The 21880-nt window shown below is 61.4% G+C and carries 18 protein-coding genes; 5 read left to right on the top strand and 13 right to left on the bottom strand.

Going from position 1 to position 21880, the window contains the following annotated elements; genetic code table 11:
- Nucleotides 1-170 precede the first annotated feature (170 nt).
- The 6 genes from QZR30_RS05780 to QZR30_RS05755 all read right to left on the bottom strand — a co-directional run bounded on the left by QZR30_RS05780 (nt 171) and on the right by QZR30_RS05755 (nt 8668).
- Nucleotides 171-1298 (bottom strand): TIGR03364 family FAD-dependent oxidoreductase, encoded by a 1128-nt coding sequence (locus QZR30_RS05780; protein ID WP_311903022.1) that lies wholly within the window; start codon nt 1296-1298, stop codon nt 171-173.
- A gap of 130 nt (nt 1299-1428) precedes the next feature.
- The gene (locus QZR30_RS05775; RefSeq protein ID WP_056846985.1) at nt 1429-2442 is read right to left on the bottom strand and encodes a putative 2-aminoethylphosphonate ABC transporter substrate-binding protein; all 1014 of its coding nucleotides are present in this window, start codon (nt 2440-2442) and stop codon (nt 1429-1431) included.
- Nucleotides 2443-2462: 20 nt separating this feature from the next.
- On the bottom strand, nt 2463-4175 hold the full coding sequence (locus QZR30_RS05770) for a putative 2-aminoethylphosphonate ABC transporter permease subunit (RefSeq protein WP_311903021.1): 1713 nt from the start codon (nt 4173-4175) through the stop codon (nt 2463-2465).
- A gap of 1 nt (nt 4176) precedes the next feature.
- Entirely contained in the window at nt 4177-5241 is a 1065-nt protein-coding gene (locus QZR30_RS05765) for a putative 2-aminoethylphosphonate ABC transporter ATP-binding protein (protein WP_059396663.1), read from the bottom strand.
- Nucleotides 5242-5487: 246 nt separating this feature from the next.
- Nucleotides 5488-6351, bottom strand: coding sequence for a LysR family transcriptional regulator (locus QZR30_RS05760; protein ID WP_046069974.1), 864 nt, complete (start codon nt 6349-6351; stop codon nt 5488-5490).
- Nucleotides 6352-6367: 16 nt separating this feature from the next.
- Nucleotides 6368-8668 (bottom strand): heavy metal translocating P-type ATPase, encoded by a 2301-nt coding sequence (locus QZR30_RS05755; protein WP_311903019.1) that lies wholly within the window; start codon nt 8666-8668, stop codon nt 6368-6370.
- A gap of 85 nt (nt 8669-8753) precedes the next feature.
- Between QZR30_RS05755 and cadR the strand changes: the two genes are divergently transcribed.
- The gene (gene cadR / locus QZR30_RS05750) at nt 8754-9194 is read left to right on the top strand and encodes a Cd(II)/Pb(II)-responsive transcriptional regulator (protein ID WP_046069976.1); all 441 of its coding nucleotides are present in this window, start codon (nt 8754-8756) and stop codon (nt 9192-9194) included.
- 130 nt (nt 9195-9324) lie between these two features.
- Here the strand turns inward: cadR and QZR30_RS05745 are convergent, their stop codons facing one another.
- Together QZR30_RS05745 and lgt are read right to left on the bottom strand one after the other, a co-directional pair.
- Nucleotides 9325-10158: a thymidylate synthase gene (locus QZR30_RS05745; RefSeq protein WP_046069977.1), complete on the bottom strand. Its 834-nt coding sequence runs from the start codon at nt 10156-10158 to the stop codon at nt 9325-9327.
- Nucleotides 10159-10216: 58 nt separating this feature from the next.
- Nucleotides 10217-11029 (bottom strand): prolipoprotein diacylglyceryl transferase, encoded by an 813-nt coding sequence (gene lgt / locus QZR30_RS05740; RefSeq protein WP_043047005.1) that lies wholly within the window; start codon nt 11027-11029, stop codon nt 10217-10219.
- Between the two features lie 216 nt (nt 11030-11245).
- On the opposite strand from lgt, the gene QZR30_RS05735 reads away from it, so the two are divergent.
- Entirely contained in the window at nt 11246-11992 is a 747-nt protein-coding gene (locus QZR30_RS05735) for an NRDE family protein (RefSeq protein WP_059396665.1), read from the top strand.
- A 125-nt stretch (nt 11993-12117) separates the two neighbouring features.
- On the opposite strand, the gene ptsP is transcribed toward QZR30_RS05735, so the two are convergent.
- Both ptsP and QZR30_RS05725 read right to left on the bottom strand, forming a co-directional pair.
- Nucleotides 12118-14397: a phosphoenolpyruvate--protein phosphotransferase gene (gene ptsP, locus QZR30_RS05730; protein WP_046069979.1), complete on the bottom strand. Its 2280-nt coding sequence runs from the start codon at nt 14395-14397 to the stop codon at nt 12118-12120.
- 22 nt (nt 14398-14419) lie between these two features.
- The gene (locus QZR30_RS05725; protein WP_003176750.1) at nt 14420-14899 is read right to left on the bottom strand and encodes an RNA pyrophosphohydrolase; all 480 of its coding nucleotides are present in this window, start codon (nt 14897-14899) and stop codon (nt 14420-14422) included.
- Between the two features lie 143 nt (nt 14900-15042).
- Between QZR30_RS05725 and QZR30_RS05720 the strand changes: the two genes are divergently transcribed.
- Entirely contained in the window at nt 15043-15699 is a 657-nt protein-coding gene (locus tag QZR30_RS05720) for an HAD family hydrolase (protein ID WP_057022796.1), read from the top strand.
- 113 nt (nt 15700-15812) lie between these two features.
- Here QZR30_RS05720 and QZR30_RS05715 read toward each other — a convergent pair whose 3' ends face one another.
- Nucleotides 15813-16226 (bottom strand): DUF2269 family protein, encoded by a 414-nt coding sequence (locus QZR30_RS05715; RefSeq protein ID WP_043047001.1) that lies wholly within the window; start codon nt 16224-16226, stop codon nt 15813-15815.
- Between the two features lie 41 nt (nt 16227-16267).
- Nucleotides 16268-17782, bottom strand: coding sequence for a threonine ammonia-lyase, biosynthetic (gene ilvA, locus QZR30_RS05710; RefSeq protein ID WP_046069981.1), 1515 nt, complete (start codon nt 17780-17782; stop codon nt 16268-16270).
- A 138-nt stretch (nt 17783-17920) separates the two neighbouring features.
- Here ilvA and rpiA point away from each other — a divergent pair, with 138 nt between their 5' ends.
- Together rpiA and QZR30_RS05700 are read left to right on the top strand one after the other, a co-directional pair.
- Nucleotides 17921-18592, top strand: coding sequence for a ribose-5-phosphate isomerase RpiA (rpiA, locus tag QZR30_RS05705; protein WP_032878877.1), 672 nt, complete (start codon nt 17921-17923; stop codon nt 18590-18592).
- Between the two features lie 324 nt (nt 18593-18916).
- A complete protein-coding gene (locus QZR30_RS05700; RefSeq protein WP_311903018.1) occupies nt 18917-20863 on the top strand; it encodes an autotransporter domain-containing protein in 1947 nt (648 codons plus the stop codon).
- On the opposite strand, the gene QZR30_RS05695 is transcribed toward QZR30_RS05700, so the two are convergent.
- Nucleotides 20864-21772, bottom strand: coding sequence for an SdiA-regulated domain-containing protein (locus QZR30_RS05695; protein WP_043046998.1), 909 nt, complete (start codon nt 21770-21772; stop codon nt 20864-20866).
- Nucleotides 21773-21880: the final 108 nt, after the last annotated feature.

The raw sequence follows: 21880 nt of genomic DNA, 5'->3' as shown, positions 1-21880 counted from the left end.
AATGATTGATTACGCTATCAGTCTCTTCAAACTTCAAACTAGTCGACATGGCAGCTTCGGCCGCGAGAGGCAACTTCAGGCTACGTAGGAAGAACCCGCCAACAGCACGATAGTCGGCCATGCCATGTTGCTCGTACAGCCAAATACCTAGGCAATCGCCGGCTCCGGTTTCATCGCGCCTCTCCCCACACCGTGCTGATATTTCGCTCGGCCAGCGCCGGGCCCACACTCATGCCCACGCCGGTGTGCATCAATGCGGCGCTGACACCGGGTGCCGCCTGCACAAACGAAAACGGCCCCGGCCCGCGAGCACCGTAGACACCTTGCCAGCGCTCGACCACCTGGATCTTGCCCCCAAGGGTCTGCTCGGCCAGCTCGATCATCCAGTCGTCCACCTGTTCGGCGTTGAAGGGTGACGGATCGCTGTCGTAGTGGTGGGAGTCACCGATGATCAATTCGCCATGGGGTGTGGGGCTAATCAGCAAGTGGATACCGTGCTCATGCAGGTGCGGCGTTTCGCGCAGGATCTGCGCCTGCACCGCGCAGGCTTCCGGCAGGTCGGCGAAGGCGCCGTAGTGCACGCAGCTCAGGCCGGTGAGCAGGGCGTGTTGCAGCTCCAGGTTAAACATCGGTCGGGCGCGCAGCATTTGCAGGCGACAGGTTTGCGGGTTGAGCTGGGCGATGGATTCGGCCAACAGGGTCTGATAGTCATGGCCGGAGCAGACAATGATCTGCTCGCCGCGAAAGCTGCCTGCGGTGCTGTGCAACCGGCCGGGCTCAACGTCGCGCACCAGGGTGGAGAAATGAAACTCCACGTTTAGCGCCTGGCTGAGGTACTGGACCAGCGCCGGGATCGCTTCACGGGAATACAGTTGCTGGTCGTCCTTGCCGTGCAGCGCAGCGCGATGATGGCGGAACTGGCCGGCGTAGAGATCGTTCATCGCATTGCCTTGCAGCAGCTCGACGTTGTAGCCGTGTTCTTGCGCGCGATCGCTGCAGAAGGCTTCCAACAGATGCTCTTCGGCTTCGGTGCGGGCGAACAGATATGAACCGTTGCGCTTGAGCTGCAGGCCGCCCACCTGCGCCCACTGTGCCCAGATTTCGCGGCTTTCCCGCGCCAGGTCGAGCATCGGCCCCGGTGGCTGGCCGGCGACCAGCGCTTGGCCGAAGTTGCGTACCGAGGCGCCCAGAGGCGTGGCGCTGCGCTCGAACACCTTGACCTTGAGGCCGCGTTTGGCGGCGGCATAGGCGTGTGAGAGGCCAAGGATGCCGGCGCCGACAATCAGTAAATCTGCCATGGAATATGCAGCCCTCTGTAGGAGCGAGCTTGCTCGCGAAAATCGCCAACGATGACGCAATGCGTCTGATGACCCGCGTCGTCTGTCCGTTTTTCGCGAGCAAGCTCGCTCCTACAGGTTGAAGTAAAAGTTATTGTTTTTCCGACTTGCCGTCATAGCGCTTGCGCCATTCGGCCAAAATGCTGTCACGGTTCTTCGACGCCCAGGCAAAATCGTTCTTGATCAGGCGCTGCTCGTAATCGGCCGGCAACTCGGTCTGCGGCTTGGCGATACCTGGTTGGGCAAGGATGGCGAAGTTGGCCTTGTATAGCTCCATCGCCGCTGGGCTGGCGGAGAAGTCAGCGAGTTTTTTCGCGGCGTCGCCGTGGGCGCTGCCTTTGATCACAGCGGTAGCTTCAATCTCCCAGCCCAGGCCCTCTTTCGGCAGGATGATGTCCAACGGGGCACCCTGGCGTTTGAGTTGAATCGCCGGGTACTCGAAGGAAATCCCAATCGGGAACTCACCGGACGCCGCCAGCTTGCATGGCTTGGAGCCGGAGTGAACGTACTGGCCGATGTTCTGGTGCAGGTCGTCCATGTATTGCCAGCCTTGCTTCTCGCCGAAGGTCTGCAACCAGGCGCTGACGTCCAGGAAGCCGGTGCCGGAGGACGCCGGGTTAGGCATCACGATTTTGCCCTTGTACTCAGGCTTGGTCAGGTCCTGCCAGCTCACCGGCTTGGCCAGGCCCTGCTTTTGGGCTTCGATGGTGTTGAAGCAGATGGTCGCGGCCCACACATCCATGCCGACCCAGGATGGCGGGTTGGCAGCGTCGCGGTAGTTTTTGCCGATTTTGTCCAGATCTTTGGGCGCGTAGTTGTCGAGCATGCCTTGCTGGTCGAGGATCGCCAGGCTGGAGGCAGCCAGGCCCCATACCACGTCAGCCTGCGGGCGGTCTTTCTCGGCCAGAAGCTTAGCGGTGATGATGCCGGTGGAGTCGCGTACCCACTTGATCTCGATATCGGGGTTGGCCTGCTCGAAGGCTTTTTTGTAGGTCTTCAATTGCTCGGCTTCGAGGGCCGTGTACACGGTCAGCTCGGTCTTGGCCAAAGCATTCAGGCTGAATGCCGTGAGGACCGCAGCGACCAGCGCCAGGGGCTTGAACATGGAGCACCTCCTTCAGTTTGTTATTGGCCAGGCGCGGTCTGGCGCCAGGCTTGAGAGCGACGCAGCGCGCCACGTGAGGCCCACGCCAGCAGCAGCGAGACGCCGGCCGAAGTGAACAGGATCAAGGTCGACATGGCCGCGGCGCCGCCCACATTGCCGGCGTCGTCCATGTTCAACACGGCGACGGCGGCGAGGATGGTGTCGGGGCTGTAGAGGAAAATGGCGGCGGACACGGTGGTCATCGCCGACACAAACAGGTAGCGCAGGATATCCAGCAGCGCCGGCAGGCAAATCGGCACCGTGACACGCAGGTAGTGACGATACAGCGGCGCCTTGAGGGACAACGCCGCGGCTTCGAACTCGGCGTCCAACTGGCGCAGGGCGGTGGTGGCGGTCATCTGCGCAGTGGTCAGGTAATGCGCAATGGTGCACACCACCAGCAATGCCATGCTGCCGTAGAACACATGCAGCGGGTTGCCGTTGAGGTTGAAAAAGAACACGTAGCCCAGGCCCAGCACCAGACCTGGTACGGCCATCGGCACGAAGCTGAGCATGCGCAGCGCCAGGTTCAGGCCCTTCTGGCCCTTGGTCTTTTCCATCAGGTAGGCGCCAGTGAAGATCAGTACGCTGCCGATCAACGCCGTGCACAGCGCCATGGTCAGGCTGTTGCGATAGGCCAGCCAGCCGCCGCCGGCGGTGTCTTCGAACTGGTAGTGGTTGAGCGATAGCGACAGATTGTACGGCCAGAACTTCACCAGCGACGAATACACCGCCATGCCGAACACCAGCAGCAACACCGCGCAAATCAGCAATACGATGGCCAGGTAGCAACCGTCGCGCAGCCGCGATGGCGCGGGCAGAAACACCTGGGCGCGACCGCTCATCGAGTCGCCATGCCGACGGCGCAACCAGGCATCCACGCCGAAGCTGAACAGTGCCGGCAGCAGCAACACCATGCCGATCAACGCGCCGCGCCCGAACTGTTGCTGACCGACCACCGCCTTGTAGGCTTCCAGCGCCAGCACCTGGTAATCACCGCCCACCACCACCGGCACACCGAAGTCGGTGATGGTCAGGGTAAACACCAGGCAGAACGCGGCGAACACCGCCTGGCGCGTGGCTGGCCAGGTAATGCTGCGAAATGCCCGGGCCGGGCTGGCGCCCATGCTCGAAGCGGCATCGAACAAACGCGCGTCTGCCAGGGACAAGGCCGACAGCAGGATCATCAATGCATGGGGAAAGGTGTAGATCACTTCGCCGAGCACAATGCCCCAGAAGCCGTAGATATTCTCCGAGAGCAAGCCACGCAACAGGCCCTGGTTGCCGAACAGGTAGACCAGCGCAATACCCGGCAGCATCGATGGCGCCATCAACGGCAGCAACGACAAGCCACGCCAGACAGATTTGCCGGGAATCAACGTGCGTTGCAGGGCGTAGGCAAACAGATAGGCCAGCGGTACGACGATGGCTGCTACGCTGAGGGACACTTTCAGGCTATTGCCCAGCAACCAGTGGAAGTTGGCGCTGGTCAGCAGTTCGCCCGCGGCCACCAGACCACCGCCCTGCCCGGATTCGCTGCTGAAGCCGCGCCAGAAGATAGCCAATAGTGGCAGCAACACCGCCACCACCAAAAGGCCCAGCCAGAGCCATTTGCCGCCGACCACGAAGATACGGTCGCCCCACTCGGCGCGGGACACCTGACGCGCTACCGGCAGTGTCATGACAGCAGCCATCTCAGGCAAACACCTGCAGGCTGCGCGGCGGCAAGGCCACCCAGATATCCTGGGCGCCCAGGCGCGGCATGGCTTCGGGCGCCAGCTCGGCCAGCAACGGATGGCCCGGCAACTGCTCCAGTTCAAAGCTCATGCGGCAGCGGTTGCCGAGGAAAGTGATCTCGCGGACCTTGGCCGGGAACAGGTTTTCCTCATGCACCGGCGGGTTGACGCTAATGGCTTCCGGGCGGCAGAACAGACGGCCGGACTTGGCCACGCCGGCATCGTCGGCCAGGCGCATCTTCATGCCGCCAACCTGGGCATGGCTGGCGCTGTTGCGGCTGAACGGCAGCCAATTGCCCTGCCCCACAAACTCGGCCACGAACGGCGTGGCCGGACGGTCGTAGATTTCCTGCGGCGTGGCGTACTGCTCGACCTTGCCGTTGTTCATCACGGCAATGCGGTCGGCCATCAACATGGCTTCATCCTGGTTGTGGGTCACCATCAAGGTGGTGATGCCCAGGCGCCGTTGCAGTTGGCGCAGCTCAGTGCACAGATGCTCGCGCACACGGGCATCGAGGGCTGACATCGGTTCATCCAGCAGCAATAGCGACGGGGCCGGCGCCAGTGCACGGGCCAGGGCCACCCGCTGTTGTTGGCCGCCGGAGAGTTGACCGGGGTATTTCTTTTCGCTGCCGAGCAGGCCGACCAGCTCGAGCATCTGCCCGACGCGCTTGCGTACTTCATCACGGCCGCTGCCGGTGAGGCCATAGCCGATGTTCGCTTCCACGCTGAGATTGGGGAACAGCGCATAGGACTGAAACAGGATGCCGTAGTCCCGCGCCTGCGGTGGCAGCAGGGAAACGTCACGCTCGCCCAGGTAAAGCGCGCCGCTGTCCTGGCGTTCCAGGCCGGCGATGCAGCGCAGCAGCGTGGTCTTGCCGCAGCCGGAGGGGCCTAGCAGGCACACCAGCTCGCCGGCGGCGACGTCCAGGGACACGTTGTCCAGCGCGGTGAAGGCGCCAAAGCGTTTCTGGATCCCGCGCACCTTCATGGGCGTGCCGGGTTGGGTCAGGGCTGTGTTCATTAGGGGCACCTCATCAACTGATGAAGGCCATGCTAGGTGGGCAATGCGTAGCTGGTGTGGCAGAAAGGCAAAAGGAGGTGATAGTGGTATTGGTGGATTTGTGTAGGACTCATGGAGATGAGTTGCCTGTCCTACCGCTATCGGGAGCAAGCCCCCTCCCACAGTTGACCGGGTTCCAACATGAGAATGCGGTCAAAATGTGGGAGGGGGCTTGCTCCCGATTGGCCCTCAAGCCAGCCACAGAACTTAAATTGGCGACATTTCCTGAGCCAGGCCAAGGAATGCCGCAGGCAACCGCGCACCTTTGCGCTCCTTGAGGCAATACAGATACTCCGGAATCTGCGGCGCATTCTCGATGGTCAGCACCCGCAACTGCGGGTCATGGGGCACTTCCTGGCGGGCAATGATGCTGATGCCGATATTGCGCAGCACCGCCTCACGGATCGACTCACGGCTGCCAATCTCCAGCAAAGGCCCATAACCCACGCCGGAGCCCTGCAACATCTCTTCGGTCAGCCGACGGGTGGTGGAGCCTGCCTCGCGCATCAGCAGCGTATGCCCAGCCAGCGCGCTCAACGGCACATGATCGAGCTTGGCCAGCGGGTGATTGCGATGCACCGCCAGCACCAGCGGGTCAGTGCCCAGCACGCGGCGGATCAGGCGCGGGTCTTCCAGCAATTGCGAAGACGCGGCGACATCGACGCGGTAATCATCCAACGCTTCAAGCACTTGCTGGGAGTTGCCGATTTCTACCGACACGTCCACTTGGGGCAGGCGCTCGCGGAAGGCTTTGACCAGATCGAGGATGTAATACGGCGCCGTCGCGGCAATCCGCAGCGCGCCCTGGACCTGGCCGTTGTTGCGCAGGAAAAACTCGATATCCGCTTCCTGCTGCAACAGCGTCTTGACCATTGGCAGCAGCCGCGCACCTTCGTCACTGACGGTGAGGCGACGGCCCCCGCGATAGAACAGCTCAACGCCATACTGGCTTTCCAGGTTGCGAATCTGGGTAGTTACCGTGGGCTGGCTCAGGCCGAGTTTTTTCGCCGCCTGGGTGATGCTGCCCAGGCGGGCGACCATGAAAAACGCCTTTAACTCAGCACTCAGCACACCACCCTCTCATCCTCTATTTGCGCAACAGGCGCAGGCCGTTGAATACCACCAGCAGGCTTACGCCCATATCGGCGAAGACCGCCATCCACATGGTCGCCATGCCCATGAATGTGACCGCCAGGAAGATCGCCTTGATAACCAGCGCAAGGGCGATGTTCTGCTTGAGGATACTCGACGTTTGCCGCGACAATCGAATGAAAGCCGGAATCTTGCGCAAATCGTCGTCCATCAGCGCTACGTCAGCGGTCTCGATGGCTGTGTCAGTGCCTGCCGCGGCCATGGCAAAGCCGATCTCGGCGCGCGCCAGGGCCGGGGCGTCGTTGATACCATCGCCGACCATGCCCACCCGATGGCCTTGACCGTAAAGGGTTTCGATAGCTTGCAGCTTGTCGGTGGGCAGCAAGTCGCCCTGGGCCTGGTCGATGCCGACCTGACTGGCAATCGCCTGAGCGGTGTGAGTGTTGTCCCCGGTAAGCATCAGGGTCTTGATGCCCAGGTCGTGCAATTGCTCAATAGCTTCGCGGCTGCTGTCCTTGACGGTGTCGGCCACGGCAAACAGCGCCAGCGGGCCGGATTTGTCCAGCAGCAGCACCACGGACTTGCCTTGTTTTTCCAGGGCGAAGAGCTTTTCTTCCAGCGCCGGGGAGCACAGGCCGAGGTCTTCCACCAGACGGTGGTTACCCAGGTGATAGGTCTGGCCGTTGATATCGCCGCGCACACCGCGTCCGGCCAGGGCCTCGAAGTTATCCACAGCATGAATCGTCAGGTTTTTATCCACCGCCGCATTGGCTATCGCCAGGGACACCGGGTGGTCGGAACGCCCGGCCAAGCTGGCGGCCAGGGCCGGGGCGCTGCCTTCGAGATTGGGGAACAGCGGCAGGTAATCGGTTTGCACCGGTTTGCCGTGGGTGATGGTGCCGGTCTTGTCGAGGGCCAGGTAGTCGAGCTTGTAACCCCCCTCCAGGTACACACCGCCCTTGATCAGGATGCCTTTACGCGCCGCTGCGGCCAGGCCACTGACGATGGTCACCGGGGTGGAAATCACCAAGGCGCAGGGGCAAGCCACCACCAGCAGCACCAGGGCGCGATAAATCCAGTCGAACCACACGCCAGCCATGAACAACGGTGGAATCACCGCCACGCCCAGGGCAAACAGGAAGACTGCCGGGGTGTAGACCTTCGAGAAACTATCAACAAACCGCTGGGTTGGCGCCCGTGCGCCTTGGGCCTGCTCCACGGCGTGGATGATCCGCGCCAGGGTCGAGTTGTTGGCCGCCGCAGTGACTTTGTATTCCAGGGACCCGGCCTGGTTGATGGTGCCGGCGAAGACTTTATCGCCGATGGTCTTTTCAATCGGCAGGCTTTCCCCGGTGATCGGTGCCTGATCGATGGTGGATTGACCGGCAGTGACCTCACCGTCCAGGCCGATACGCTCGCCGGGCTTTACCCGAACGATCGCACCAAGCTCAATACTTTTAACCTCTTGTTCCATCCACGAGCCGTCGGCCTGTTTTACCGTGGCCTGTTCCGGCGTCATCTGCATCAGGCCGCTGATGGCATTGCGCGCCCGGTCCAGGGACTTGGCCTCAATCAACTCGGCCACGGTGAACAGGAACATCACCATCGCCGCTTCCGGCCACTGGCCAATCAAAATGGCGCCGGTCACCGCGATGCTCATCAGCGCGTTGATGTTCAGGTTGAGGTTTTTCAGGGCAATCCAGCCCTTTTTGTAGGTGGTGAGGCCGCCGCTGAGGATCGACACCAGCGCCACCAGCGCGATCACCCAGGTCGGTGCCACGCCGGTGAAATGCAGCACTTCCGCGCCCAGGGCACCCACGCCAGATACCGCCAATGGCCACCAATGTTTCTTGGCGGGCGGTGCGGCGGCAGGGCTGCCTTCTTCGATAGGGTCGGCCTGCATGCCGATGGACTTGATCGCATCAATGATCGGCGCTGTGCTCGGCAGGTCATGGGTGACGCCGAGGATGCGGTTGATCAGGTTGAATTCCAGCTGCTGCACACCGGCGAGCTTGCCCAGTTTGTTCTGGATCAGCGTCTGCTCGGTGGGGCAGTCCATGGCTTCGATGCGGAAGGTGCTCAGCCGCGAGCCGGCGGTGGGCGCTTCGCTCAGGGTCACCACGGCAGGCCCGGCAGCGCCGGAGCAGCATGAGCCCGCGTGGCCGTGGTTATCCACAGGCGTCAGCTTTGCGGGGCCATGATCATGGTTGTGATCGTGACCGTGGTCGTGCTTATGGTCATGAGCATGGTCGTGATCGTGATCGTGCTTGTGCGGGGTGTGAATGGAGTGGCTCATCAGGTTGCTTCCGTAAAGGTGCCTGTTGCCAAGTAAAGACCCTGTAGCCACTATAGGGTCAAGCACCCATGTGGAGATTGCTGCGATGAAGATCGGCGAACTGGCCAAACTTACCGACTGCCCGGTGGAAACCATCCGTTATTACGAGAAGGAAAACCTGCTGCCACCGCCTGCGCGCACCGATGGCAACTACCGGGTCTATACCCAGGCACACACCGAGCGGCTGACCTTTATCCGCAATTGCCGCAGCCTCGACATGACCCTCGAGGAAATCCGCAGCCTGCTGGGGCTGCGCGACAGCCCCCAGGACCAGTGCGAAAGCGTGAATGCGCTGATCGACGAGCATATCCACCACGTGAAAGCGCGGATCGATGGGTTGCTGGCCTTGCAGGAGCAATTGCTGGACCTGCGCCAACGTTGCGGCGGTGGGGAACAGTGCGGGATTTTGCAGCGATTGGAAGTCAGCGGAGGGATTGCGGCCAGCGAGGCCGAGCCTTCGCACGTGGGCAGAAGCCACGGCCATTGAACCTAAGTGAACACGATTAAAATGTGGGAGGGGGCTTGCTCCCGATAGCAGTGGATCAGTCATAACCTCTGTAACTGATACACCGCCATCGGGAGCAAGCCCCCTCCCACAGTTCTGACCGAGGCAGGCTTTAAATAGCCACGTCTGCCTTGATGCTTGGATCCGCGTCATAGCCCACGATCTCGAAGTCTTCGAACTTGTAGTCGTAGATCGAGGCAGGTTTACGCTTGATCACCAGTTCCGGCAGTTTTTTCGGTGTGCGCGCCAACTGGGTGCGGATCTGTTCCATGTGGTTGCTGTAGGCGTGGGTGTCGCCGGTGGTGACGATGATCTCGTGGGGGATCAGGTCGCACTGCTGGGCCAGCATGTGGGTCAGCAACGCCAGCGCGGCGGTGTTGTACGGCAGGCCCAGGAACACGTCGGAGCTGCGGATATACAGCTGCATCGACAGATGACCGTCATGCACGAATGCCTGGTACAGCAGGTGGCACGGCGGCAGGGCTTGCTTGCCGTTGCGCGCGTTTTCCTGGGGGCTCTTGGTTTCGTCCGGCAGGTATTCGACGTTCCAGCCGTGGAACAGGATGCGGCGGCTGTTGGGGTTGGTCTTGAGCGTGTGCACCATGTAGTCGATCTGGTTGATCGTGCCGCCATCCTTGGTCGGCCACGCGGTCCACTGCTCGCCATACACCGGGCCCAAATCACCGTCTTCGGTGGCCCACTCGTCCCAGATTTTCACACCGTTTTCGTTGAGCCACTTGATGTTGGTGTTGCCGCTCAACATCCAGATCAGTTCATTGGCGATGCTTTTGAAGTGCAGCTTCTTGGTGGTCAGCAGCGGGAAGCCGTCGGCCAGGTTATGCCGATACTGACGGGCAAACACGGCCCTGGTGCCGGTGCCGGTGCGGTCGCCCTTGGTCAGGCCATTGGTCACGACGTCGTGCAGCAGTTCGAGATATTGCTTCATGTGGTTACCCGTAGCGTTGAAGCCGCGGCCCTTCAAGCAAGGGCCACGGCATTCGAATTTAAAGCGCGGCGTTCTTCAGCGGCTGCGGGCGATTGTACGCCCACCAGAGCATGCCCAGGCCCGCGAGGATCATCGGCAGGCTGAGAACCTGGCCCATGGTCAGCCAGCCCCACGCCAGGTAGCCCAGCTGCGCGTCCGGCACCCTTACAAATTCGACGATAAAGCGGAAGATCCCATAGAACAGCGCGAACATGCCCGACACAGCCATGGTCGGGCGTGGCTTGCGCGAGAAAATGTAAAGGATAAGGAACAGTGCAACACCTTCCAACGCGAACTGGTAGAGCTGCGACGGGTGGCGCGGCAGTTGCGCCGGGTCGCTGAACGGCGGGAACACCATGGCCCACGGCACATCGGTCGGCTTGCCCCACAACTCGGCGTTGATGAAGTTACCGATGCGCCCGGCACCCAGGCCGATCGGCACGAATGGCGCGACGAAGTCCATCAGTTGGAAGAACGACTTGCCGTTGCGCCTGCCAAACCACCAGGCGGCGATCATCACGCCGATAAACCCGCCGTGGAAGGCCATGCCACCTTTCCACACTTCGAAGATCAGCGTCGGATTGGCGATATAGGCCGACAAGTCGTAGAACAGCACATACCCCAGGCGTCCGCCGACGATCACCCCCATCGACATCCAGAACACCATGTCGGAGAGCTTCTCCTTGGTCCAGGTCGGGTCGAACCGGTTCAGGCGCCGGGAAGCCAGCAGCCAGGCACCGCCGATGCCGATCAGGTACATCAACCCGTACCAGTGGATTTTCAGCGGACCGATGGCCAGGGCCACCGGGTCGATCTGCGGGTAAGGCAGCATTGCGACTCCTCGTTAAAACATTTAGTCATGACGCACCGGACCATGCCGAGGTGCGATTAAGCCTGCGTTACAGCGCCGATATCAAATTAAGAAGTTCACATACACACCAAACAGCCCGGCATGTTAACGGATGGAAGGCGCGCGGCCCAACTTCGTTGCGATGGAACGCCTGCGCGTCTGTGGGTAGAGTGGCAAAAACACAAAAGGGGTCGCCCGATGTGCCTGATTGTTTTCGCCTGGCGGCCGGGCCATGCCCGACCGCTGATCGTTGCGGCCAACCGCGATGAGTTCTACGCCCGCCCCAGCCTGCCGCTGGCCCAGTGGTCGGATGCGCCACAGGTCTATGCCGGCCGAGATCAGGAGGCCGGCGGTACCTGGCTGGGCGTCAGCGCCGGAGGGCGTTTTGCCGCCCTGACCAATATCCGCGACCCGCACCAACCACCAGCACGCAAGTCCCGGGGGGAACTGGTTGCGCGGTTTCTCAGTGGTTCGCTGCCGATTGAAGACTATTTAGCCGACGTTAACGGACGCTCGATTGAATATGCCGGGTTTAACCTACTGGTGGGCACGCGGGATGAGCTGTGGCATTACAACGCCAATGATACCGAGCCGACGCGGTTGAAGGCTGGGGTGTACGGGTTATCCAATGCTGGGCTGGATACACCATGGCCGAAGCTGGTGAAAGCCAAGGCAGCGTTCAGTGCGGTGCTGGAGAACCCCGAGCCTGAGGTACTGCTGGGGATTCTGAGCGACCCGCAGACTGCCCCGTTTGCTGAACTGCCGGACACCGGCGTAGGCCTGGCGACCGAAAGCCTGTTGTCGAGTGTGTTTATCGCCAGCCCCAGTTACGGGACACGGGCGAGCACGGCGCTGATTGTGAATGCCGATGGGACGCGCAGGATGCTGGAGCGTAGTTTTGGACCCCACGGCGGGCGACTAGGTGAGGTCGAACTCAATTTTTAACCACACCCCAAAACCAATGTGGGAGGGGGCTTGCTCCCGATAGCGGTGGGTCAGTACCAGATATTCTGGCTGACACCCTGCAATCGGGAGCAAGCCCCCTCCCACATTTTGTTCAGTGCCAGCCTTTAGAGGGTTTTCGCCGAAGCCGGGTTGATCATCCGGGTCAGCCCCAGATTCTTCAGCGCCAACTGCAGCGAGCTGTGGATAACTTGCGGGTTGTCGATGGTCATCAGCTCGGCCAGCAAATCCTTGGCCATGCCCAATTCAACCTGGCGCAGCATCCACTTCACCTTCGGCAGGTTGGTGGCGTTCATCGACAGGCTGTCAAAGCCCATTGCCATCAACAGCACCGCCGCCGCCGGGTCGCCGGCCATCTCGCCGCAGATGCTCACCGGCTTGCCCTCGGCATGGGCGTCGCGCACCACGTGTTGCAGGGCTTGCAGCACCGCCGGGTGCAGGTAGTCGTAGAGGTCGGCCACCCGTGGGTTGTTACGGTCTACGGCCAGCAGGTACTGGGTCAGGTCGTTGGACCCCACCGAGAGGAAGTCCACCTGCCGCGCCAGTTCCTTGGCCTGGTACACCGCCGCGGGGATCTCGATCATCACGCCAATCGGCGGCATCGGCACGTCGGCACCTTCATCGCGCACTTCGCCCCAGGCCCGGTGGATCAGGTGCAGGGCTTCTTCCAGCTCATGGGTGCCGGAGATCATCGGCAGCAGGATGCGCAGGTTGTTCAACCCCTCGCTGGCCTTGAGCATGGCGCGGGTCTGGACGAGGAAGATTTCAGGATGGTCGAGGGTAACGCGAATGCCACGCCAGCCAAGGAAGGGGTTGTCTTCCTTGATCGGGAAATACGACAGTGACTTGTCGCCGCCAATGTCCAGGCTGCGCATCGTCACCGGTAGCGGGTGGAAGGCCTGAAGTTGCTCGCGATAAATCGCCAGCTGCTCCTTCTCACTCGGGAAACGCTGGTTGATCATGAACGGCACTTCGGTGCGGTACAGCCCCACCCCTTCGGCGCCACGTTGCTGGGCGCGTGCTACATCGGCCAGCAGGCCGGTGTTGACCAGCAGCGGTACCCGGTGGCCGTCGAGGGTGACGCACGGCAGCTCGCGCAACGAGTCGAGGCCCTGTGCCAGTTGCTTCTCTTCTTCCACCACTTCGGCGTATTGCTTGCGCAGCACGTCGCTGGGGTTGGTAAACACCTCACCGCGATGCCCGTCGACGATCATGTCGATGCCGTCGACCTTGGAATACGGCAGGTCCACCAGGCCCATTACCGTCGGGATGCCCATGGCCCGGGCCAGGATCGCGACGTGGGAGTTACCCGAGCCCAGTACCGAGACCAGGCCCACCAGCTTGCCCTCAGGCACTTCACCGAGCTGGGTGGCCGTCAATTCTTCACTGACCAGGATGGTGTTGTCGGGGAAGACCATGTTGGTGCTGCGGTCTTCCTGCAGGTACGCCAGCAGGCGGCGGCCGAGGTCGCGCACATCAGAGGCCCGCTCGCGCAGGTAGGCGTCGTCCATCATTTCGAAGCGGTTGACGTGATCGGTGACCACCTGGCGCAACGCACCCTGGGCCCACTGGCCGGTCTTGATCACGGTCTTGACTTCGTTACCCAGGGACGCGTCGTCGAGCATCATCTGGTACACGTCGAACAGCGCACGCTCTTCGGGGCGCAGCTGGGTGGCCAGCTTGTTCGACAGGTTGCGCATGTCGGCGCGCACGCCTTCGAGGGCGGTCTTGAACAGTTTGATTTCAGCGTCGATGTCATCGACGCTCTTGTCCGGCACCACGTCCAGGTCGGCCGGCGGCAGCATGACCACCGCCTTGCCCACCGCAGCCCCAGGCGAGCCCGGTACGCCGACGAACTTGGCTTCCTGGATGCCCTTGCCCTGGCGCCCCAGGCCGCGAATCGAACCGGTGGCCTCGGCGTGAGCGATAACCCCGGCAAGTTGCGCGCTCATGGTCACGAGGAAGGCTTCTTCACCTTCGTCGAACTGGCGGCGTTCTTTTTGCTGAATGACCAACACGCCGACTACGCGGCGGTGGTGGATGATCGGCGCGCCGAGGAACGAGGCGTAGCGCTCTTCGCCGGTTTCGGCAAAGTAGCGATAACGCGGGTGGTCGGCCGCATGTTCGAGGTTCAGGGGTTCTTCACGCGTCCCCACCAGGCCCACCAGACCTTCATTGGGCGCCATGCTGACCTTGCCGATGGAGCGCTTGTTCAAGCCCTCCGTGGCCATCAGCACAAAACGGTTGGTCTCTGGGTCCAGCAGGTAAACCGAGCAGACCTGGCTGCCCATGGCTTCCTTGACGCGCAACACAATAATCCCCAACGCCGCCTTGAGATCCTTGGCGGAGTTAACTTCCTGGACGATCTTGCGCAGCGTATTGAGCATGGCTCGGGGTCGAACTCCGTCGTCAGTCGCGCGCTAAAAGGCGCGGGGCAAGCTCTTTGAGAGCGCGACGATAAACCTCGCGCTTGAATGTCACCACCTGGCCCAACGGGTACCAATAACTGACCCAGCGCCAGCCATCGAACTCCGGTTTACCGGTCAAATCCATCCGCACCCGCTGCTCATTGGAGATCAGGCGCAGAAGAAACCATTTCTGCTTCTGGCCGATGCACAGCGGTTGGCTGTGGGTACGCACCAGGCGTTGCGGCAAACGATAACGCAACCAGCCACGGGTACAGGCCAGAATCTGCACATCTTCACGCTCAAGGCCGACTTCTTCGTTCAACTCACGGTACAAGGCGTCTTCAGGGGTTTCGTCGGGGTTGATTCCACCTTGAGGAAACTGCCAGGCATCTTGGTTGATTCGGCGAGCCCATAGCACCTGTCCGGCATCATTCGTAAGAATAATCCCGACATTAGGACGGAAACCATCGGGGTCGATCACGGCAACAACCTCGCAAACGCATGTCGCCGCATTGTTCCACAAAGGTTGTTCCAGCGGCAACGAGGCTTCTTACCTTATGTGCACTCTTGTGAAAAGACCGTATTCTGGACGCCTTTTTACAGACTTTTCAGCGAGTAATTGCAATGCGCCTGGCTTTATTCGACTTGGACAACACGCTCCTGGGTGGTGACAGCGATCACGCCTGGGGTGATTACCTGTGTGAGCGCGGGTTTCTCGACCCCATCGCCTACAAGGCCCGCAACGATGCGTTCTACCAGGATTACCTGGCCGGCACGCTGGATAATGCCGCCTACCTGAACTTTTGCCTGGAAATCCTCGGCCGCACCGAAATGGCCCAGTTGGACGAGTGGCACAACGACTATATGCGCGACTGCATCGAGCCGATCATGCTGCCCAAGGCGGTGGAACTGCTGGCCAAACACCGCGCCGCGGGCGACAAGCTGGTAATCATCACCGCCACCAACCGTTTCGTCACTGCGCCAATTGCCGCACGGCTGGGCGTCGAGACCCTGATCGCCACAGAATGCGAAATGCTGGACGGCCGCTATACCGGGCGCAGCACCGATGTGCCGTGCTTTCGCGAAGGCAAGGTGACGCGCCTGAACCGTTGGCTGGAGGAGACCGGGTATAGCCTGGAAGACAGCTATTTCTATAGCGACTCGATGAATGACTTACCGTTGCTGGAGCAGGTGACGCATCCGGTGGCGGTGGATCCGGATCCGAATCTGCGCGCTGAAGCCCAGAAGCGCGGTTGGCCGGTGATTACGCTGCGTAGCTGATGGCCCTATCGGGGGCAAGCCCCCTCCCACACTTGACCGAGTTCCAACATGAGAATGTGGTCGAAAATGTGGGAGGGGGATTGCCCCCGATGCAGTCGACGCGATCTGAAGCCCTAAACCGGCTTGGCGCCCATGAGCCCGGCAATCGCCACAAACCCCACCAGACTGACCACCGCCAGCACCAGGGTGAAATTCAGGCTACCGCCCTCGCCTTTGCGCAGGCGATTAAGCCGCGCCACCAGCCAGAACCAGGCCAGCGCCGCCACGGTGTAGAGGATGCTGGAACCCAGGATCCAGGTTTGCCCCAATGGCCAGCCCAGCAGGTGTACCAGCCACCAGCCGGTGAACGGCATGCTGACCAGGCAAATGCCCATCAGCAACCAGACAAACGCCCACGGGCGTTGCACAGTTACAGCAGGGCCTGCGCTGCGCTTACGCCAGGCCAGTACGGCCAGACCGAGGCCACTGAGCAGCAGCAACACGGTGGCGGTGATGTGGATAACCTTGAGGGTGGTCAGCGTTTCCATGGTCTCGATTCCTTTAAAGGCCGCTCAGTCAGCGTAGTCGCTCAACCGAGGAACAACTGGTAGGCCGGGTTTTCGCTCTCATCCCAGTACGGGTAACCGATTTCAGCCAGGGCCGCCGGCACCAGGTGACGCTCATCCGCCGGCACTTGCAGCCCGGCAACCACACGGCCGTCGGCCGCGCCGTGGTTGCGGTAATGGAACATCGAGATGTTCCAGCGCCCGCCCAACTTGTTGAGAAAGTTGAACAATGCCCCCGGCCGCTCCGGAAATTCGAAGCGAAACACCAACTCGTCGCTGACTTTGGCCGCGTGCCCGCCGACCATATGGCGAATGTGCAACTTGGCCAGTTCGTTCTCGGTCAGGTCCAGCACCGGGAAGCCCTGGCTGGTCAGGCTGGCGATCAGCGCACTGCGTGGATCGTTTTCCGGGTGGGTCTGCACGCCGACGAAGATGTGCGCCTCGCTGCCGGTGTGGTAACGGTAGTTGAATTCGGTGATCTGGCGCTTGCCCACAGCCTCGCAGAACGCCTTGAAACTGCCCGGTTGCTCGGGGATGGTCACGGCGATAATCGCTTCGCGGCCTTCGCCCAGCTCGGCACGCTCGGCCACGTGGCGCAGGCGGTCGAAGTTGACGTTGGCGCCAGAATCGATGGCAACAAAGGTCTGGCCGCTGACGCCTCGGGTCTCGACGTACTTTTTGATTCCGGCCACGCCCAACGCGCCTGCCGGCTCAGTGATAGAGCGAGTGTCGTCGTAGATATCCTTGATCGCCGCGCAGATTTCATCGGTGCTGACAGTGATCACTTCATCGACATAGTCCTTGCAGATGTCAAAGGTATGCTGGCCGATCTGCGCCACCGCCACGCCATCGGCGAAGATCCCGACGGTGGGCAACACCACGCGCTCGCCCGCGGCCATGGCGGCTTGCAGGCAGTTGGAGTCGTCCGGCTCGACGCCAATGATCTTGATCTCCGGGCGCAGGTATTTCACGTACGCGGCGATGCCGGCGATCAGCCCGCCGCCGCCCACCGGTACGAAAATCGCGTCCAGGGGCCCAGGGTGCTGGCGCAGGATTTCCATCGCCACGGTGCCCTGCCCGGCAATAGTGTGCGGATCATCGTAGGGGTGAATGTAGACGTAGCCCTTTTCATCGACCAGCTTGAGCGAGTAGGCCAGTGCTTCCGGGAAGGAATCGCCGTGCAACACTACTTTACCGCCACGGGAGCGCACGCCTTCGACCTTGATCTCCGGGGTAGTCTTGGGCATCACGATGGTGGCCTTGACCCCCAACACCTTGGCCGCCAGGGCGAGGCCCTGGGCATGGTTGCCCGCCGAAGCCGTGACCACGCCGCGGGCACGTTCCTCGCTGCTCAACTGGGTCAGCTTGTTATAAGCGCCGCGAATCTTGAACGAGAACACCGGCTGCAAGTCTTCGCGCTTGAGCCAAATCTTGTTGCCCAGCCGCTCGGAGAGCTGGCGGGCAGTCTGCAAGGGGGTTTCCACGGCAACGTCATAAACGCGCGAGGTGAGGATCTTTTTGACGTAGTGTTCAAGCATCGGCAGGCATCTACTTCACGGGTTGGGCAGGGCCAGGGAGTCTAACCCGGCTTTTGGCCGGGCGACCACACGAATCCCGAGGTTTTGTTGGGTTATACTCGCCGCCCTCGATAATTCCCCGCCCGTTCCGGAGCCCGCATGACCCAGGATCAACTCAAACAGGCAGTGGCCCAGGCCGCTGTCGATTTAATCCTTCCTAAGCTCGACGACAAGAGCATCGTCGGTGTCGGCACCGGTTCCACCGCCAACTGCTTTATCGACGCACTGGCCCAACACAAGGGCGCGTTCGACGGCGCAGTCGCCAGCTCCGAAGCCACCGCCGCACGTCTTAAAGGCCATGGCATTCCGGTGTACGAGCTCAACACCGTGAGCGACCTGGAGTTCTACGTCGACGGCGCCGATGAAAGCGACGAACACCTGAACCTGATCAAGGGCGGCGGCGCAGCCCTGACCCGCGAAAAGATCGTCGCAGCCGTAGCCAAGACCTTCATCTGCATCGCCGATGCCAGCAAGCTGGTGCCGGTGCTCGGCGCCTTCCCGTTGCCGGTGGAAGTCATCCCCATGGCCCGCAGCCACGTGGCCCGCGAGCTAGTGAAGTTGGGCGGCGACCCGGTGTACCGCGAAGGTGTGTTGACCGACAACGGCAACATCATCATCGATGTGTTCAATATGCAGATCACCAACCCCGTTGAGCTGGAGACGCAGATCAACGCCATCGTGGGCGTGGTCACCAACGGCCTGTTCGCAGCGCGCCCGGCCGATGTGTTGCTGCTGGGCACCCCGGAAGGCGTGAAAACCCTCAAGGCTTAACAACTGCGGGAGGGGGCTTGCTCCCGATGGCTGTGTGTCAGGCAACTAATCTGTAGCTGACACTCCGCTATCGGGAGCAAGCCCCCTCCCACATTTGAGAGCCCTCGCTGTAACAAAAACGCTACCTTTCGCAGCACTCCCCTCCAAAACCGTGCGCTCGGTCACGGCATGCCAAGTCCCGCCTGGTATCCAATCCGTTACAAATTACAGCCACGCGACCCACGCGTTTAACAATGCGCCAATTTGCAGCCGCCCACGGAATGAGGCGCGCATTGTGCAAAGGGTCTGGGCTTTGAACATTCCCATCACCTCAAGGAAGACCTTGTGATAAAGCCCCTAGCCCTCGCCATCAGCGTTGCCGGTGCCCTGCTGTCCGCGCAAGCCCAAGCCTACGATTACGGCCAGCACGCCAACACCACCCTGGAAAAACTGATCAATGACTACCCCGGTCGTTATCGCGGTACGGCCAATTTTGCCGGCGCTGCGGATTGGATGCAGAGCCAGATGGGCACGGCCTATTCCATCAGCCGCCAGGACTTCACTTGGAACAACAGCAGCCGCGCTTCGCAAAACGTAGTGGCCTACGCCGCCGGCACCAAGCCGCAGTACGTGGTGATTGGCGCGCATTTCGACACCTATTTTGGTCGCCCAGCCCTGCAAGGCCTTGACGACAATGGCTCCGGTGCCAGCGTGTTGACCGAGGTAGCCAAGAACCTCGGCGGCCTGCAACTGGAAAATGGCCTGCAAATAGTCGGCTTCGGCGCCGAAGAAGAGGGCTTACGCGGCTCCCGCGCCTTTGTCGACTCGCTCAGCGCCAGCCAGCGCGCCAATATGCTCGCGATGATCAACCTCGACAGCTTGATCACCGGCGACATGATGTACGCCCACGCCGGCCAGAACAGCACCGCCAACCCGGCCTTGGCGTCTTTGCGCGAGCACACGTTCCAGATCGCCAAGGAGTTGAACATCCCGCTGTTCACCAACCCCGGCCTGGATCCGCAATACCCCCAGGGTACCGGCTGTTGCAGCGATGGCGAGGCCTTTGAACCGCTGAACATCCCGATCCTTTATGTCGAGGCCACCAACTGGGAACTGGGTGACCTGGACGGCTACACCCAGACCGATAACCCGAAAATCCCCGGTGGCTCGACCTGGCACGACCCGAACGAAGACAACAAGGCCGTGCTCACCGATGCCTTCGGTCAGGCGCGCATCGAGCAGCGCCTGCGCGACTATTCACGCCTGCTCAGCCGCCTGGTGCTGGAGTTGACCAACGCCGACCTGATGGCCTCAACGGCGTCCGGTGGCGCGGTCGCACGCAATATGCAAGACAACCTGCAGCGCCAGCATCAGGCCATGGTGCGCTTGCATGATCGCCGCTGGCTGACCCTGCAGGCTGCCAGCCGGGAGGTGGGCAGCTTTGATGGCGAAATCGGCGTGGATGGCGAATACAACCCGGACAGTGGCTTCGACAGCGCCCCCAACCCCGAAGCCCGGCGCCTGGGCTTGCATGCCCTCGGCGACTACCAACTGATCTCGAGCCTGAATATCGGCGCCAGTCTGAGCTACCTCAATGGCCGCGACAAACTCGAGCATCGCGGCAAACTGGACAGTGACACCTGGCAGGCAGCCGTCTATGCGCTGCTCAACGATGGCGGACCAAGCTGGCTGGCCGGTGACCTGAGCGTCGGCCGCACGCGCTTCGAATCCAAGCGCAACCTGGTGATCCAGGCCAGTGGCGGGCCGATCCTGCTCGATCAGCAACTGAGCGGCGAGACCGACGCTCTGGCATTGGGCGCACGGGTCCTTGGCGGCTATGACTTTGATTTCGGTGCCTTAAAGAGCGGGCCGTTCGCCGGCCTGGACTACAGCCATTACCGCATCGACAAATTCCACGAAAAACAGAACCTGCGCACGGCCCTGGAATACGAAGAACAGTCTTTCGACTCCCTGGAAGCCAGCCTCGGCTGGCGCGTGCGTGGCGCGGTCGCCCTGCCCTACGGCCTGAGCCTGCTACCTTATGGCGACATCGCCTGGGTCAAGGAGTTGGCCGACGGTCGCCTCGACGACCTGCAACTGAGCGCTCGCGCCGATGGCCAGGCGCGCACCGCCAGGCTCGGTTCAGTGGACAAGAGCTTCGGCCGGGCGCAGATCGGCAGCCAATTGGCGATCACCCCGGAATTGGGCGTGTATGCCGAGGTCAATAGCCGACTGGGGCATGCCGAAGGCAGCCAGACCGGCTATTCACTGGGCGTGCAATGGATGTTCTGATCAGGGTTTCTTGAACACGTAGAACAAGTTCGGCTCGCTGACCATGTACAAGGTGCCATCGTCGTCCATGGCGATCCCTTCGGCCTGGGGCACGCGCTTGCTCAGGCCATGGCGCCCTTTAAGCAGCGACAGACTGCTTAACGGGCGACCGTCGATATCCAGCTCCAACACCAGGAACGACTCATCCGACAGCGCCAGCAGATGCCCGCTGCGCTCGTCGTATTGCAGGCTCGACAGGTCGCGTACAAACAACCCGGCATCGCGCTTGGGGTTGTTGATCACGTGCACCGAGTAGGTTTTTTCCGGCTTGAAATGGGGAAATCCGTGGACCTCGTAGATCAGCATCGGGTCACGCTCCTTGGCCACGAACAGGCGCTTGCCTACCGAGTCGTAGGCCAATCCTTCAAAACCCTTGTTGCCGCCAATATGCACGCCGAGGGTCATTTGCTCGGCGTCGGCGGCATCGAGAAATTGCGTGTCATCGTCCACGTGCACCTTGATCAGCCGCTGCTGGCGCTCATCGCTGATGACATAGATGTTGTCGCTGATAAATTCCACCGCCTCGGCATCGCCAAAGCCCACCAGGGGAATGCGCCGCAGGATCTTGCCGTCCAGGGACAGCTCCACCAGCTCGGCGTTTTTATTAGTGACGGTAAACAGGCTTTTGCGCACCGGGTCGTAGGTGAGGGCCGAGACGTCGTCGTCGAGCCCTTCGATCACCTGGCCTTCGACGATGACGCGATAGTCCGCCAGGCCAATCGCGCGCTCATCGGCGGGCTGGCGCCACACCTGCCAATTGAACCAGGCACGCTCGAACAGGCGGAACTGCTGCGCAACCACCCCGGCGGCAACCAGGGCAAGCAACAGCAGGATGAAGAAAGCAGGTTTGGGACGGGCAAGTCGACGCATTGGGGCGGGCTCAGAGAAAAAACTGGCGAATAGATATCAAGGTCGCCTGAATTTAAACTTAAACGCACCGGACTGTCTGGCGAATGCCGTTTATAAAGAAAAGTCTGA

The organism is Pseudomonas sp. rhizo25, from assembly GCF_031931935.1.
Taxonomy (GTDB): domain Bacteria; phylum Pseudomonadota; class Gammaproteobacteria; order Pseudomonadales; family Pseudomonadaceae; genus Aquipseudomonas; species Aquipseudomonas synxantha.
This window is presented reverse-complemented; position numbering and strand designations above follow the sequence as displayed.

What these genes read in the sequence shown, in the direction of transcription:
- ptsP (WP_046069979.1), bottom strand. Translation starts at nt 14,397, where the DNA reads ATGCTCAATACGCTGCGCAAGATCGTCCAGGAAGTTAACTCCGCCAAG.
- QZR30_RS05775 (WP_056846985.1), bottom strand. Translation starts at nt 2,442, where the DNA reads ATGTTCAAGCCCCTGGCGCTGGTCGCTGCGGTCCTCACGGCATTCAGC.
- QZR30_RS05780 (WP_311903022.1), bottom strand. Translation starts at nt 1,298, where the DNA reads ATGGCAGATTTACTGATTGTCGGCGCCGGCATCCTTGGCCTCTCACAC.
- QZR30_RS05755 (WP_311903019.1), bottom strand. Translation starts at nt 8,668, where the DNA reads ATGAGCCACTCCATTCACACCCCGCACAAGCACGATCACGATCACGAC.
- QZR30_RS05735 (WP_059396665.1), top strand. Translation starts at nt 11,246, where the DNA reads ATGTGCCTGATTGTTTTCGCCTGGCGGCCGGGCCATGCCCGACCGCTG.
- QZR30_RS05695 (WP_043046998.1), bottom strand. Translation starts at nt 21,772, where the DNA reads ATGCGTCGACTTGCCCGTCCCAAACCTGCTTTCTTCATCCTGCTGTTG.
- cadR (WP_046069976.1), top strand. Translation starts at nt 8,754, where the DNA reads ATGAAGATCGGCGAACTGGCCAAACTTACCGACTGCCCGGTGGAAACC.
- lgt (WP_043047005.1), bottom strand. Translation starts at nt 11,029, where the DNA reads ATGCTGCCTTACCCGCAGATCGACCCGGTGGCCCTGGCCATCGGTCCG.
- QZR30_RS05715 (WP_043047001.1), bottom strand. Translation starts at nt 16,226, where the DNA reads ATGGAAACGCTGACCACCCTCAAGGTTATCCACATCACCGCCACCGTG.
- rpiA (WP_032878877.1), top strand. Translation starts at nt 17,921, where the DNA reads ATGACCCAGGATCAACTCAAACAGGCAGTGGCCCAGGCCGCTGTCGAT.
- QZR30_RS05720 (WP_057022796.1), top strand. Translation starts at nt 15,043, where the DNA reads ATGCGCCTGGCTTTATTCGACTTGGACAACACGCTCCTGGGTGGTGAC.
- QZR30_RS05745 (WP_046069977.1), bottom strand. Translation starts at nt 10,158, where the DNA reads ATGAAGCAATATCTCGAACTGCTGCACGACGTCGTGACCAATGGCCTG.
- ilvA (WP_046069981.1), bottom strand. Translation starts at nt 17,782, where the DNA reads ATGCTTGAACACTACGTCAAAAAGATCCTCACCTCGCGCGTTTATGAC.
- QZR30_RS05765 (WP_059396663.1), bottom strand. Translation starts at nt 5,241, where the DNA reads ATGAACACAGCCCTGACCCAACCCGGCACGCCCATGAAGGTGCGCGGG.
- QZR30_RS05770 (WP_311903021.1), bottom strand. Translation starts at nt 4,175, where the DNA reads ATGGCTGCTGTCATGACACTGCCGGTAGCGCGTCAGGTGTCCCGCGCC.